Source organism: Streptomyces sp. NPDC111507 (genome assembly GCF_055638955.1).
Map to the genome: position 1 here is coordinate 280,721 of NZ_JBVKBU010000002.1, position 14,476 is coordinate 295,196.

The 14,476-nt window shown below is 71.1% G+C and carries 13 protein-coding genes; 5 read left to right on the forward strand and 8 right to left on the reverse strand.

The window, feature by feature from the left end; genetic code table 11:
- Positions 1 to 114: 114 nt before the first annotated feature.
- The 7 genes from ACZ7M2_RS08745 to ACZ7M2_RS08775 form a co-directional block, all read right to left on the reverse strand.
- On the reverse strand, positions 115 to 1,695 hold the full coding sequence (locus ACZ7M2_RS08745; RefSeq protein ID WP_471594688.1) for a dipeptide ABC transporter ATP-binding protein: 1,581 nt from the start codon (positions 1,693 to 1,695) through the stop codon (positions 115 to 117).
- Entirely contained in the window at positions 1,692 to 2,690 is a 999-nt protein-coding gene (locus ACZ7M2_RS08750) for an ABC transporter permease (RefSeq protein ID WP_352045917.1), read from the reverse strand. Before ACZ7M2_RS08750 ends, ACZ7M2_RS08745 begins: the two co-directional genes overlap by 4 nt.
- Complete coding sequence (locus ACZ7M2_RS08755) at positions 2,687 to 3,793, reverse strand: ABC transporter permease (protein ID WP_471594689.1); 1,107 nt, start codon at positions 3,791 to 3,793, stop codon at positions 2,687 to 2,689. The genes ACZ7M2_RS08750 and ACZ7M2_RS08755 overlap by 4 nt, the downstream gene beginning before the upstream one ends.
- Before the next feature lie 4 nt (positions 3,794 to 3,797).
- Positions 3,798 to 5,516, reverse strand: coding sequence for an ABC transporter substrate-binding protein (locus tag ACZ7M2_RS08760; RefSeq protein WP_471594690.1), 1,719 nt, complete (start codon positions 5,514 to 5,516; stop codon positions 3,798 to 3,800).
- 179 nt (positions 5,517 to 5,695) lie between these two features.
- Complete coding sequence (locus tag ACZ7M2_RS08765; RefSeq protein WP_312639156.1) at positions 5,696 to 5,788, reverse strand: Ms4533A family Cys-rich leader peptide; 93 nt, start codon at positions 5,786 to 5,788, stop codon at positions 5,696 to 5,698.
- Between the two features lie 68 nt (positions 5,789 to 5,856).
- Complete coding sequence (locus ACZ7M2_RS08770) at positions 5,857 to 7,389, reverse strand: DUF3152 domain-containing protein (RefSeq protein WP_471594691.1); 1,533 nt, start codon at positions 7,387 to 7,389, stop codon at positions 5,857 to 5,859.
- Between the two features lie 8 nt (positions 7,390 to 7,397).
- Positions 7,398 to 8,387, reverse strand: coding sequence for an alpha/beta fold hydrolase (locus tag ACZ7M2_RS08775; protein WP_471594692.1), 990 nt, complete (start codon positions 8,385 to 8,387; stop codon positions 7,398 to 7,400).
- Between the two features lie 200 nt (positions 8,388 to 8,587).
- Between ACZ7M2_RS08775 and ACZ7M2_RS08780 the strand changes: the two genes are divergently transcribed.
- The 4 genes from ACZ7M2_RS08780 (at position 8,588) to ACZ7M2_RS08795 (ending at position 10,539) form a co-directional block, all read left to right on the forward strand.
- Positions 8,588 to 8,809 (forward strand): hypothetical protein, encoded by a 222-nt coding sequence (locus ACZ7M2_RS08780; protein ID WP_067368536.1) that lies wholly within the window; start codon positions 8,588 to 8,590, stop codon positions 8,807 to 8,809.
- Between the two features lie 198 nt (positions 8,810 to 9,007).
- The gene (locus ACZ7M2_RS08785) at positions 9,008 to 9,649 is read left to right on the forward strand and encodes a TetR/AcrR family transcriptional regulator (RefSeq protein WP_054228200.1); all 642 of its coding nucleotides are present in this window, start codon (positions 9,008 to 9,010) and stop codon (positions 9,647 to 9,649) included.
- Positions 9,650 to 9,826: 177 nt separating this feature from the next.
- The gene (locus tag ACZ7M2_RS08790; protein ID WP_028801993.1) at positions 9,827 to 10,054 is read left to right on the forward strand and encodes a DUF3107 domain-containing protein; all 228 of its coding nucleotides are present in this window, start codon (positions 9,827 to 9,829) and stop codon (positions 10,052 to 10,054) included.
- Positions 10,055 to 10,269: 215 nt separating this feature from the next.
- A complete protein-coding gene (locus tag ACZ7M2_RS08795) occupies positions 10,270 to 10,539 on the forward strand; it encodes a hypothetical protein (RefSeq protein WP_054228201.1) in 270 nt (89 codons plus the stop codon).
- Between the two features lie 131 nt (positions 10,540 to 10,670).
- Here ACZ7M2_RS08795 and ACZ7M2_RS08800 read toward each other — a convergent pair whose 3' ends face one another.
- Positions 10,671 to 11,432 (reverse strand): ferritin-like fold-containing protein, encoded by a 762-nt coding sequence (locus ACZ7M2_RS08800; RefSeq protein WP_075028978.1) that lies wholly within the window; start codon positions 11,430 to 11,432, stop codon positions 10,671 to 10,673.
- 472 nt (positions 11,433 to 11,904) lie between these two features.
- Here ACZ7M2_RS08800 and ACZ7M2_RS08805 point away from each other — a divergent pair, with 472 nt between their 5' ends.
- A complete protein-coding gene (locus ACZ7M2_RS08805) occupies positions 11,905 to 14,352 on the forward strand; it encodes a DEAD/DEAH box helicase (RefSeq protein WP_471594693.1) in 2,448 nt (815 codons plus the stop codon).
- Positions 14,353 to 14,476 lie beyond the last annotated feature (124 nt).

Sequence of the window (14,476 nt, forward strand, 5' to 3'; positions counted from 1 at the left end):
TGGCGGTGGCGCGACGGACGGTTGTCCATCGCGCCACCAAAAGGGGTGAACGGTCGTAACTTTCCCGTGCGGGTCGCGTTCCGTCGCGCTACGAGATCAATCAGTCACGTTGCATCACACCGCCGTCAGCTGCCTTCGGGCCGTCCGCCGCCGCGCCGCGACCTCGGGATCCAGCGCCGGTACGGCGGCCAGCAGCTGCTTGGTGTACGGGTCGCGCGGAGACTCGTACACCTCGTCGGCGGGCCCGTACTCGACGATCCGGCCGCGTCGCATCACCGCGACCCGGTCGCTGACCTGGCGGACGACCGCGAGGTCGTGCGCCACGAACACGAGCGCGAGCCCGAGTTCCCGTTGCAGTTCGGCGAGCAGGGCGATCACCTGGGCCTGGGTGGTGACGTCGAGCGCGGAGACCGGTTCGTCGCAGACGATGACGCGCGGGTCGGCGGCGAGCGCCCGGGCGATGCCGACGCGCTGGCGCTGTCCGCCGCTGAACTCGTGCGGGTAGCGGTCGTAGTGCGCCGCTTCGAGCCCCACGCGCTCCAGGAGTTCCCGTACGCGCCCCCGGATGCGTCCCTCCTCGTGTTCCCCGCGGGCGCGCAGGGGATCGGCGATCGACTCGCCCACGCTACGGCGCGGGTTGAGGGAGGAGACGGGGTCCTGGAAGACCATCTGGACGTCCGGGCGCACGCCTCCGCCGGGCTTGATCTCCCCCGCCGTGGGCTCCAGCAGCCCCACGAGCATCCGCCCCAGGGTGGTCTTGCCACTGCCGCTCTCGCCCACGATCCCGAGGGTCTCGCCCCGGTGGATCGTCAGCGACACGTCGTCGACGGCCGCGAACGCCTTCTTCCCGCGTCCGAATTCGCGCCGCAGACCGCTCGCCTCGAGAACGACCTCCTCCGTCACCGCGGAGGCGGTGCGCGGCGCGTCCACACGGGGCACCGCGCCGAGGAGTTCCTGGGTGTACGCCTGCGCGGGCGCCCCCAGGACGGCACCGACGAGGCCGTGCTCGACGGCCCGCCCGTGCCGCATGACCAGGATCTCGTCGACGCTCTCGGCGGCGACGCCCACGTCGTGCGTGACGAGGAGCAGGCCCATTCCGGTCTCCTCGCGCAGGGTGTGCAGCAGGTCGAGGATCTGGGCCTGGACGGTCACGTCGAGGGCCGTGGTCGGCTCGTCGGCGATCAGCAGGTCGGGTTCGCAGGCCAGCGCCATCGCGATCAGCGCGCGCTGGCGCATACCGCCGCTGAACTCGTGCGGGCGGGAGCGCGCCCGGCGCGCTGCGTCCGGGATGCCGACGCGGTCGAGCACCTCGACGGCACGCGCGCGTGCGGCACGCCGGGAGGCCTTCACGTGCACCCGGTAGACCTCGGCGATCTGGTCGCCGACCGCGAAGTACGGGTCGAGGGACGACAGGGGGTCCTGGAAGACCATGGCGGCCTTTCCGCCGCGCAGCCGCCGCAGTTCGGCGTCGGACGCCTCCTGTACGTCGATGCCGGCCACGCGCACCGAGCCGCCGACGTCGGCTCCCGTGCCGCGGTGCAGCCCCAGGAGGGCCGAGGCGACCGTGGACTTGCCCGAGCCGGACTCGCCGACCAGGCCCAGCGCGGCGCCCTTCTCCAGTCGGAAGGACAGTCCGTCGACGGCGCGCAGCGATCCGAACCCGACCGTCAGGTCGGTGACTTCCACCAAGCTCATACGAGCACCACCCGTCGGTCGGCCACCGCGTACAGCACGTCCGCGACGGCGTTGGCGATGACCACGAAGAAGCCGATGACGAGGACCATGCCGACGACCACCGGCAGGTCGACGACGTTCACCGCGTGCACCAGCTCCTGTCCGATGCCGGGCAGTCCGAAGAGCGTCTCGGTGAGCACCGCGCCGCCGACCGCCGAGCCGACGTTGTTGGCGTTCAGCGCGATGATCGGGGCGAACGCCCCGCGCAGGGCGTGCCGCCCGATGATCGACCGCTCGCCGACGCCGTACGCCCGGAAGGTCCGGATGTGGTCCTCGGCGAGGGTCTCCAACATCGCGGCCCTGGTCAGCCGGGCGAACGCGGCGGCCTCGATGAGGGCGAGGGAGAACCAGGGCAGCACCAGGTTCCAGGCCCACTGTTCGGGGTCGTCGGTGAGGCCGACGTACTGCGGGAAGGGCAGCAGTTGCAGCTGGCCGCAGACGACGATCATGAGCACCAGGCCGATCACGAAGACCGGTGTGGCGACGCCGACGAGGGTGATGCCGGTCAGCACGCGCTCGGTGAGTCGGCCGCGCCGCCACGCGGAGAGGATGCCGGTGCCGACGCCGAGGATCAGCCACAGCACCATCGCGCCGAACACGAGGGACAGGCTGACCGGCAGCTTCGCCAGGATCAGCTGGGTGACCTGGGTGTCGCCCTGGTACGACAGGCCGAGACAGGGCGCCGAGCAGTGCTCCACCGAGGTGCCGGTGGAGAAGTCCTGGCCGACGAGGATGCCCTGCAGGAAGTGCCAGTAGCGCACGTACAGCGGGTCGTCGAGCCTCAACTGCTGGGCGACCTGGTGCACTTGTTCCGGAGAGCAGCGCGGGCCGCAGGTGATCTGGGCGACGTTCCCGGGGGTGGCGTAGAAGACGACGTAGACGATCACCGAGATGGCGAGCAGGGTGATCACGGTGCCGACGGCGCGGCGCAGGACGAATCCTCCGAAGCCGCTCATGCCTTGGCCTCCTTCTCGGCGCTCGCGCCCGCCGCGGCCTTCTCGGCGCTCGCGTCCGCCGCGGCCTTCTTGGAATCCACGTCCGTAGCGGCCTTTTTGGAGTCCGCGTCCGCCTTGGCCTCCCGTTTGCGGCCCGTGCCGACGCGCAGGCGCGAGGCCGCGCGCGGGTCCAGAGCCGTGCGGACGCCGTCGCCGAGGACGGTCAGGGCCAGCACGGTCACCAAGAGCGCCCCGGCGGGCAGCAGCAGGTACTGCGGGGCCGCCTGGTACCAGACGTTGGCGGCCGTGAGCATCTGCCCCCAGGACGGCGTCGGGGGCTTCACTCCGACGCCGAGGAAGGACAGCGCGGCCTCGGCGGAGATGTTCATCGGCACGAGGAGCGCGGCATAGGTGATGACGGGGGCGGCCAGTCCGGGCAGGAGTTCGCGGCGCGCGATGCGCCAGGTGTTCCAGCCGCTGAGCCGCGCGGCGGAGACGTAGTCAAGCCCCTTGAGGGTGAGGGTCTGGGCGCGCACGATCTTCGCGGTGTTGCCCCAGGCGATCAGGCCGATGACGAGCGCGACCAGCAAGGGCCGTGGGAAGCTGCTGGGCACGATCGCCAGCAGGGCCAACGACATGATCATCAACGGCATCGCGACGAAGATGTCGGTCATCCGGCTCAACAGTTGATCGATCCATCGGTTGCCGAGTGCGGCCGCGACGCCCACCACGACACCGACGAGGACCTGTACGACGGTCGCACCCAGCGCGACTCCCAGCGAGACCCGGGCGCCGTACACGAGCCGGGCGAAGAGGTCGCGGCCGGTCTGCGGTTCGACGCCGAGCCAGTGGTCGCCGCTGACGCCGCCGAACGAGCCCACGGGCACACCGCCGCGCGCCGAGTCGATGAGGGACGGGTGGTAGGTGGTCGGGTCCTGGCCCTCGATCGCGGTGAGCAGCGGCGCGGCGAGCGCGAGCAGGACGAGCAGCGCGACGACGCCCGCCGCGACGAGGGCAGCGCGCTGCGTGCGCAGCCGCCGCCAGAACTGACGGGCCCCCGAGGCCCCCGGGGCGGACGCGAGGTCCGTCCCGGGGGCCTGAGAGGCGACGATTGCCTCGCTCACGGCGCTACTTCACCGCGACCTGGGAGATGTCCAGCACGCCGGTCCAGTCGCTGATCACGATGTTCTTGACCGCGCTGCCGTACAGGCGCTTGTAGACGGGGTGGAACAGCGGCACGGTCAGGGCCTGCTCGCCGATCTTCTTGTCCAGCGCGCCCCAGCGCTTCGCGGCCTCGTCAAGATTCGTCAACTTGTTGATCGCGTCGATCTCGTCATTGACGGACTTGTCGTCGAGGAAGCCGGTGTTGAAGTTCGCGCCGTCCTTCACGATCTGGCGGCCGTCGAAGATCGGGGCCAGGAAGGGGCCGCCGGAGGGCCAGTCGGCACCCCAGTGGGCGAGGAAGAAGCCGGGCTCGGTCTTCACGCCGTGGATCTTGTCCCGGTAGTCGTTGTCCTCCAGGCCCTGGAGCTTGACCGTGATGCCGGCCTTCTTCAGGGCGTCCTGGAGCGCGGTCGCGATCTCCGGGCTGGTCTCGAAGTTCTTGTCGTTGGAGTGCGTGAGGGTGACGGTGATCCCGTTCGGGTGACCGGCCTCCTTCAGCAGTTCCTTTGCCTTGGCCGGGTTGCCGGACGCGCCCGCCGGGAAGTGGTCGTAGGGCGTGTAGCCGAAGGACTTCTGGTTCGGCAGGTACGTGGTCGCGGCCTCGGCCAGCGACGAACCACCGGCCGCGTTGATCACCGACGAACGGTCGACGGCGTACGCGATCGCCTGCCGCACCTTCGGGTCGTCGAACGGCTTCACCTTCGGGTTGAAGGCGATGTAGTTGGTGTAGCCGAAGTGGCCGGTGCCGACGCGTGCCGCCAGCGCCTTGTCACCCGTCACCTTGGCCAGCTCGGCCGGGCCGAGGTTGGTGTCCGTGGTGACGGCGGCGGCATCCGTGCCCTGGGACGCGGACAGCCGCTGGTTGATCACGGAGGAGTCCAGGCCCGACCGTACGTCGATCTTGTCCGGGTAGGCCTTGCGCTCGGCGTCGGTCGCCGCGGACCAGTACGAGTTGCGCTCCAGGGTGATCCGCTCGCCGTCGTTCTCGTTCTTGACGACCTTGTACGGGCCGGAGGAGATCGGGTGCTCCTCGTACTTCGTGCCGCTGTCCTTGGCCTTCGGGACGGGCGTGAACTGGGTCTGCGTGGCGAGGAAGGGGAACTCGCCCTCGGACTTGTTCAGGTGGAAGACGATGGTCAGGTCGTCCGGGGTCTCGATCGAGGCGAGGCCCTTCTTGTCCTTGTACGGCCCCTGGTAGTCGGCTCCGCCGATGAGCCAGTCCCGCAGGTAGGGCGCGCCGCCGGAGAGCTCGGCCGCGAAGGAACGCTCGATGCCGTACTTGATGTCGGCGGAGGTGATCGGCGAACCGTCCTCGTACTTGAGGCCCTTCTTCAGGGTGTACGTCCACACGGTCGCGTTCTCGCTCGGGCGGCCGGTGTCGGTGGCGAGGTCGGGGACGACCTTGGCGCCCGCGGCCCCGTTCTCGCGGTTGCGCGTGGTCAGCGTACGGAAGACGAGGGAGGGGACGTTGCCGCCGCCGGAGGTGTAGAGGCGCGCCGGGTCGAAGTCCTCCTGCGGGCTCGCGTTGAGGACGGTGAGCGTGCCTCCCTTCTGCGGCTTGGAGTCGCCACCGGCGCCCTTGGCATCGTTGTCCTTCGGCCCGCAGGCGGCCGCGCCCGCTGCCACGACCAGGGTGACGGATGCCGCGGCCACGCGGCGGGCTATGACGGACGGTTGACGCATCGGAAGACGACCTCTCGAATGATGAGACAGATTGACGAGGAGTGAGACGGAAGTGAACGGACGTCTGCCCCGGCGTCAGGTCGTCAGAAAAGGTCGCGAAGTCGGAAACCCAGGGACCGATACGGTCACCCAGGGTCACGACGGAAGCGGAAGCACGACGCGCACGCCAAGGGCGGGCGTCAGCGACAGTGGATGTCTGCGACGCAGAGCGCGGTCACGCCAATCAGCGCCAGCTCGATGGCGGCGCGACGGACGGCATGACTAGACCACATGCGCAGAAATATGAACGAACTTTCGGAGCATGTCAACGTGACCCCAGTGGCCCCCCGCGACCGCTCCGTCAACTCCCCGGATAGGGCCAGGGGTTGGCCCGACAGTGGATTCCGTCATGGTCGAGGAATTTGGTCTGCTGCTGCATGACGGGCGCGAGCTCGCCGTCCTTGTCGCAGGTGACATGGCCGTATCCGAGGCGGTGGCCGACCTCGTGGTTGATGAGCATCTGCCGGTACGGGTGAATTGCGTCACCGTAGGTCTTGGAGCCCTGCGCCCAGCGGTACGCGTTGATCATCACGCGCTCGGTGGAGGCCGAGTCGCACGACACGTTGTCCTCGGTCGTGTCCAGCCCGGACTTGGCGCACCACTCGGCGGTGGTGCCGGGGCTGGCCAGCGTGATCACGAAGTCGGGCTTGCCGGAGGAGATCCGCTCGAAGGTGCGGGCGCCGCTGTGGGCCCAACTCCGTTTGTCGTTCAGCGTCTTCTGGACGGCCTGCGCGAAGAGGGCGGCGTCGAGGCCGAGGCCCTTCTCCACGTCCACCCGATATGTGTACTTCCGCCCCTTACCGGGTGCCTTGTCGAACCCGGGGACGGCGTCGAACTTCCCCGAGGCCTTGAGGGTGGCACTGAGCGCGTACGTCACGCCCATCTTCTGGTCGTACGTCAGCGGTGTCGCGCTCGGCGCCGCGGACGGGGTCGACCCGGTGCCCCCGGGCGAGGCGGACGCGCGGGCGTCCAGTCCGCCACCGGCGGCGGACTGCGTCTGCGCGGTGGCGTGGTGCCGCCCGGCGGCCACCTGTCCGGCCACCACTACGGCGAGCACGGTGGTGACGGCGGCCGCGGCGATTCCGGTGAACGCCCGCCCCTTGACGCCCTTGCCCTTCTCCGCCTCCTCGGTCCCCGGCTCTTCGGTCCCGGTCCTGCCCCCGTTGTCGCTCTCGCTCTCGTCGAAGGCGTCGACGTAGGCCTGCCGGAGCCCCGGGCCGGGCCCGAGCCCGGCGTCGGCCTCCTGCCGCTGCCGAGGGATGCGCGGTCCGGGCGCCCCCTGGGCCATGCCTTGGGGCGCCCTCTGCGGCATGGCCTGCGGCCCGCCGTCCATGGTCCCCGCCGTCCGCGGGCCACCCGTGAACGCGCCCCAGCCACCGCCGGGTTCACGCTGCTCGGGATGTCCCGCACGCGCCTGGGGCACACCACGCGCGGGGGTGCCGTGCGCGGGAGTCCCATCGGCGAACCGCGGAACACCGTGGGCCGGCGTGCCGTCGGGGAGACGCGGGAAGCCGTGCGCCGGAGTCCCGTCCGGGAGGCGCGGGAAACCGTGCGCCGGAGTCCCGTCCGGATAACGCGGCACACCATGCACCGGCGTGCCGCCCTGGGGGCGGGGAGTTCCGGGCAGCGGAGGGCCGGCCGACACGGGGCGTCGAGGTCCCGGTGGTTGTGGGCCCAGGGGGCCGCGCGTGGCCCCCTGCGGCGAGGTCGCCGCCGGGCCCGTACCCGGCGCCGCCCCTTGAGCCGTGCCCGGTGCGGCACCGGGTGCCGGAACCCTCGGCAGCTCCCCCGTGTCGCTCTTACCGGCCCGCCCCCGGCGACTGTGACGTCCCACGCCCCGCCTCAGCTCCCCGCGTCCGCGCCGGCCGGAGAGGTCAACTCGCCTGTTTCCGCGAGGAGTTCGCGGAACGCCGAGGCTACCGTCTCCGGGTACTCCATCATCGCGACATGCCCCGCGTCCGGCAGCGACAGCAGCCGGGAGTCGCGGAAGGCGCGCGCCGCGCGCCGGGCCATGCGGTAGGCGACGAGCTGGTCACGGCCGCCGTAGACGAGCAGCGTCGGCGCGAGCACCCGCTCGGCCTGGCGCCACAGCCCGTGCTGGCCGCCCAGCGTGTACGCGTTCACCAGACCGCGCGACGAACGCGCCATGGCGTCCCAGAAGTAGGGCAGCGCGAGCCGCCGCTCCATCTCCTCGACCGCGTCGCGGAACCCCTCGGGCGTCACCATGCCGGGATCGCCGTAACAGAGCGCCATGACCCCGCGGACACGCTGCTCGGCACTCCAGTCCTTGGTGAGCCGGGTGAACAGCCGCGCCACCCCCGGCACCGAGAGCAGCGCCGTCGGCCACGCGGTGCGCTGCGCGCGGATCTCCGGGAGCGCGGGCGAGATCAGGGTGAGCGTCTCGACCAGGTCGGGCCGTACGGCGGCGACGCGCGTGGCGACCGCTCCGCCGAGCGAGTTCCCGAAGAGGTGCACGGGGCCGCGCTCGGCCGCGTCGAGATAACGGATGACCGCGCGCGCGTGCCCGGTCAGCGAGTAGTTGCCGTCGTCGGGCGGCGGCGAGTCCCCGAAGCCGGGCAGATCGAGCGCCTCGCTGTCCACGAGCCCGTCGAGCAGCGGCATCAGCGCCGACCAGTTCTGCGAAGAACCGCCCAGCCCATGGACGTACAGGGCGGGCGGCAGTCCCTCGCGCGCGGGCGGTCTCGAACGCACGGTCAGGGTGATCCCGGGCAGACCGACCGATCGCAGGCGCTCCCCCTCCGCGACCCGGACGGTCCCGACCCTCGGCGTGACGGTGGTGGCCAGCGCGGCGGGCAGCTCGGTCGAAGACATGCGGCAATGTTACGAGACGATCACGCAGTGGTTCATGTGTTCGCTGTCACAGATCGTGCGCGGATCGTCTAGCGCCTCGATCGGGTGTCTCCTAGGCTTCGATCGAGGGCACTCGTACGTACACCAGGATCCCTACCAGGGATCCATACCCAGGGATCCGTACATCAGGAGCGCACTCGCACCGCTCGGGAAGAGGAATCATGACAGTCGACCCGACAGACCCCGAGACCTTCAACGACCGGTTCCGGGAGATCCTTGACCCGGAAGCCCCGGAGGCGGACCTCGCCGAGCAGCTCAGCGAACTGGATCCGGTGGACGACATCGACCCCGAACCCCCCGGTGACCCCCTCAACGCCAACGAGGCCGACCTCGCCGAGCAGGCCAGGGTCGTCCGGCTCAACGAGGACGACTACAGGGGATGACCCCATGTGACCGGACCCCGCCGACCAGCGGTATCCGGTGTGGCGTCATGCCCTTCTCACCCCGTTCGTCACCCTCTGTGTCGTTATCGCACGCGTCCGGTCCGTGAAATTCTGCGCTCGCACCGCGCACAGTGGGGTTACCGAAAAGTACGATGGCGGCGCGGCGCACACCGCACGTGGACAATTTTGGGAGGCGGCGTGACAGCCATCGAGCAGACAGAGGCGGCACGCCCGCGGGGCACTCGCCTGCCGCGCCGTGCCCGACGCAACCAGCTCCTCGGCGCCGCCCAGGAAGTATTCGTTGCGCAGGGGTATCACTCGGCCGCCATGGACGACATCGCCGAGCGCGCGGGCGTCAGCAAGCCGGTTCTCTACCAGCACTTCCCGGGCAAGCTCGACCTGTATCTCGCGCTGCTGGACCAGCACTGCGAGTCCCTGCTGCATGCGGTACGGACGGCGCTCGCGTCCACCACGGACAACTCACTGCGCGTCCGCGCCACGATGGACGCCTACTTCGCGTACGTCGAGGACGACGGCGGCGCCTTCCGGCTCGTCTTCGAGTCCGACCTGACGAACGAGCCCGCGGTCCGCGAGCGCGTCGACAAGGTCACGCACGAGTGCGCGGAAGCGATCTGCGAGGTCATCGCGGAGGACACCGGTCTCTCACGCGCCGAGTCGATGCTCCTCGCCTCGGGCCTGGGCGGCCTCGCACAGGTGGTGGCCCGCTCCTGGCTGCACAGCGACCGCAGCGTCCCGCGCGACCAGGCGGTGCAGCTGCTGACGTCACTGGCCTGGCGGGGTATCGCGGGCTTCCCGCTGCACGGCACCGATCACCACTGACTCACGCCTGCCGCCCGACGACTCACGCCCGACCGCCCTGATCCGTCTCTTTGTTCCCGTCCGCTGTTCGCTCTTGGCGTTCTCGGCCGGAACGTGCACATCCCCTCACCGGGCTAATGTGTGCAGCGTACGGCGCGGAGAGACGCGCACATGACTGACCGTCGGAGGGACAAAGCCGTGGAGGTCAAGATCGGCGTGCAGCACGCGCCCCGCGAGATCGTTCTGGAGAGCGGTCAGACCCCGGAAGAGGTCGAGCGCGCGGTGTCCGAGGCGCTGGCCGGCAAGTCGCAGCTGCTGAGCCTCGTGGACGACCACGGCCGCAAGGTCCTGGTTCCGGCCGACCGCCTCGCGTACGTGGAGCTCGGCGAGCCCACCCAGCGCAAGGTGGGATTCAGCGCGCTGTAGTTCAGGCGAGCGGAAGGGGCCCGGTGACGCTGTCGCCGGGCCCCTTCGCATGCACCGGAACCGGATCCTCCGCGCACCTCGTGCCGAGCCCGTACCCGCGGTCTCACCACCACGAATGGAGCACAGAACATCCACAGGGGAGGATTGCGTTCCGCACCTCGGGGGTAAACCCGCTACGACCGATTTGCACCGGCCGTGCGGGAGGGACCCTCACCATGTTCTTGGAAGCGCTCGGCGCCGCGATGCTCGGTCTCGCGCTGGCATGGGGGGCGGCGTACCGCCTGCCGCACCGACTGCCGAGCCGCGGTCTGGTCCTGTCGACCGGTGTCGCCGGAGCCCTGTTCGGGGCCTTCCTGACGCACACGGCACTGGGCTCCGGCCACTTCCTGGTCATCCTCGCCGGCGCCGTGATCGTCTCCGCCGCGCTGCTGTCGCTTCTGCTGCGCCCCGCGGAAAGATTTCGCCGCCGCTCGGCGACGGCGTGACCGAAGCGGGCGACGGCGAAACTGACGACACTGAGGCCGACAAGCCCCACGGAATCCGAGGAAACCAAGAAGGCCGAGGAAACCGAGGGAACCGGGTCTAGACCAGGTCCAGGCCCGGTCTTGGCCGGGGTCTAGGCCGCCAGGCCCAGTGCCGCCATCCGCTTGGTGTGGGCTTCGGTGATCCGCGAGAACATCCGGCCGACCTCGGCGAGGTCGAACCCGTCCGCCACGCCGCCCACGAGCATCGTCGACAGCGCGTCACGGTCCGCGACGACCCGCTGCGACTGCGACAGCGCCTCGCCCATCAGCCGCCGCGCCCACAGCGCGAGCCGGCCGCCCACGCGCGGGTCCGCGTCGATGGCGGCGCGCACCTTCTCGACGGCGAAGCTCGCGTGGCCGGTGTCGTCGAGGACACTGAGCACGAGCCCGCGCGTGTCGGCGTCGAGGCGCGCGGCGACCTCGCGGTAGAAGTCGCTGGCGATCGAGTCGCCGACGAACGCCTTGACGAGGCCCTCCAGCCAGTCCGAGGGAGCCGTCTGCCGGTGGAAGCCGTCGAGCGCTGCGACGAACGGTTCCATCGCCTCGGTCGGCTCCGCGCCGACCGCGGCGAGCCGGTCCCGCAGCCGCTCGAAGTGGTGGAACTCGGCCGACGCCATCTTCGCCAGCTCGGCCTTGTCACTGAGCGTCGGGGCCAGCTTGGCGTCCTCCGCGAGCCGCTCGAACGCCGCCAACTCGCCGTACGCGAGCGCTCCGAGCAGGTCCACGACCGCGGCGCGGTACTGGGGGTCGGCGGCGGCCGTGTCCCAGTTCTGCGCGGCGACTCCGGTGGCCGCGGGGGTGGTCTTGTCGGTGGCCTCGGCGGAAGGGTCAGCGGCGTTGTCAGGCGTCGTCATGAAGCGCACAATAGCCCGCTCGACGCAACAGGGAAGTCCCTGGTCAATCAGTGTGACGACGACTACGTGACCAAATCGGCCATCGCGTATGCGCGATTCCGGGGTATGGTGGTAATGCGCCCGGCGAGTATTCGACGGGCCGCACGAATGAGGATGCCCGGTCGGTGGCCCGATCGGCTCCGACCCGACAGCCCTCCTCGTCCGTACGGCACATTGCGTACGACATCCGGAGGGAACCCTCAGCGGTACGAGAGCTCGAGCGTCGGCAGTGGTCCCATGCCACTCGGCCCGCCCGTCAAGAGCGGCCGACGTCCCCGGCACGGTCCCCGACACGACCCCCGCGCTCGCCTCGCACCGCGTACACAGAAGAGGCAGCACCCTGACTACGACTTTCCGAGAGCTCGGAATCCTTCCCGAGACGGCCGAAGCCCTTGAAGCCGTCGGCATCATCACCCCCTTCCCCATCCAGGAGATGACGCTCCCCGTAGCCCTTTCGGGCTCCGACGTCATCGGCCAGGCCAAGACCGGCACCGGCAAGACGCTGGGCTTCGGCCTCCCGCTCCTCGAGCGTGTCACCGTCCCCGCGGACGTCGAGGCGGGCCGGGCCCAGCCCGAGCAGCTCACCGACGCCCCGCAGGCCCTCGTCGTCGTCCCGACGCGCGAGCTGTGCACCCAGGTGACCAACGACCTGCTGACCGCCGGCAAGGTCCGCAACGTACGCGTTCTCGCCATTTACGGCGGCCGGGCGTACGAGCCGCAGGTCGAGGCCCTCAAGAAGGGCGTCGACGTCATCGTCGGCACCCCGGGCCGACTGCTGGACCTCGCGGGCCAGAAGAAGCTCAACCTCAAGCACATCAAGGCGCTCGTCCTCGACGAGGCCGACGAGATGCTCGACCTGGGCTTCCTGCCCGACGTCGAGAAGATCATGAACATGCTGCCGGCCCGCCGTCAGACCATGCTGTTCTCGGCGACCATGCCGGGTGCCGTCATCGGTCTCGCGCGCCGCTACATGTCGCAGCCCACGCACATCCGCGCCACGGCGCCGGACGACGAGGGCGCGACGGTCCGCAACACCGCGCAGTTCATCTACCGCGCGCACAACATGGACAAGCCCGAGCTGGTGGCACGCATACTGCAGGCCGACGGCCGCGGGCTGGCGATGGTGTTCTGCCGCACCAAGCGGACGGCGGCGGACCTCGCCGACCAGCTCCAGCAGCGCGGTTTCGCCTCCGGCGCGGTCCACGGCGACCTCGGCCAGGGCGCCCGCGAGCAGGCACTGCGCGCGTTCCGCAACGGCAAGGTCGACGTCCTCGTCTGCACCGACGTCGCCGCCCGCGGCATCGACGTCGAGGGTGTCACCCACGTCATCAACTACCAGTCCCCCGAGGACGAGAAGACGTACCTGCACCGCATCGGCCGTACGGGCCGCGCGGGCGCCAAGGGCATCGCGATCACCCTCGTCGACTGGGACGACATCCCGCGCTGGCAGCTCATCAACAAGGCGCTGGACCTCGGCTTCAGCAACCCGCCGGAGACGTACTCCACGTCCCCGCACCTCTTCGAGGAGCTGAACATCCCGGCCGGCACCAAGGGTGTCCTGCCGCGTTCCGAGCGCACCCGCGCCGGCCTCGCGGCCGAAGAGGTCGAGGACCTCGGCGAGACCGGCGGGCGTGGCGGTCCGCGCGGCCGCGGTGGCCGTTCGTCGGCGCCTGCGCCCGTGGAGCGCGAGCGCCCGGCGCGCACGCCCCGCCGCCGTCGCCGTACGCGCAACGGTTCCGCGCTGGAGGAGACGGCCACGACGCCGACTCCGGAGGCGACCACCGAGCCCGCCGCCGCGGAGGCCACCGAGCCCCGCACCCCGCGCCGCCGTCGCCGCACGCGCGTCGGGGGTACGGCGGAGACGGTGGCGGCTGCCGCCACCGTCGCCGAGCCGTCGGTGAGCGAGGCCCCGCAGGCAGCGGAGACCGCGGTCGCCACGGCCGAGGGCATGGTCGAGGCCACGCCGGAGGACGCGGTCGCGAAGCCGCGTCGCCGTCGGACCCGTAAGACGGCGGAGGCCGCTCCCGCCCCGGTCGAGACCGTGGCGGTCGTCGCGGAATCGGCGCCCGTCGTGGAAGCCGTCGCCGAGGCCGTCGCGGAGGCTCCGGCCAAGCCGGTTCGTCGCCGTACCCGCAAGGCCGCCGAGGCTGTCGTCGACACGGCCGAGGGCGTGGTCGAGGCCGCGCCGGAGGCCCCCGTCACCAAGCCGCGGCGTACGCGGGCCAAGGCCGCGGCCGAGGCGCCCGCCGAAGCCGCCGTGGACAGTGCCGAAGCCCCGGCCAAGCCCGTCCGTCGCCGGACCCGCAAGGCCGTCGCGGAGACCGTCGAGGCCGTCGCGCCCGTCGAGGCCGAGATTCCGGCGCAGACCGCCGCCGTCGCCGCCGAGGCCGTCGCGGAGGCTCCGGCCAAGCCGGTTCGTCGTCGTACCCGCAAGGCCGCGGAGGTCGCGGAGGTCGCGGTCGACACGGCGGAGGGTGTCGCCGAGGCGCCGGTCACCAAGCCGCGGCGTACGCGCAAGGCGGCGGTGGCCGTGGTGGACGCGGTCGAGGCCGCGCCGGAGGCCCCCGTCACCAAGCCGCGGCGTACGCGGGCCAAGGCCGCGGCCGAGGCGCCCGCCGAAGCCGCCGTGGACAGTGCCGAAGCCCCGGCCAAGCCCGTCCGTCGCCGGACCCGCAAGGCCGTCGCGGAGACCGTCACGGAGACCGTCGAGGCGGCGATTCCCGCCCAGTCGGCCGCCGTTGACGAGCCGGAGGCCAAGCCGCGTCGACGTGCCCGCAAGGTCGCGGAGCCCGCGGTCGCCGCGGAGGCGGCGCCCGAGGCGGCAGCGCCGCGTCGGCGTACGCGCAAGGCGGCGGCTGCCGCGGAGCCCGCGGAGAGCTGATCCTCAGCCCGATGGCCCGGTCCCACACGCAGTGGGGCCGGGCCATCGGCGTTTTCCCACCACCCGGGTGTGTCTGTTGCCGGCCCAATCGGCCTCGTTCTCGAACGCCGGACAACTACAGGTG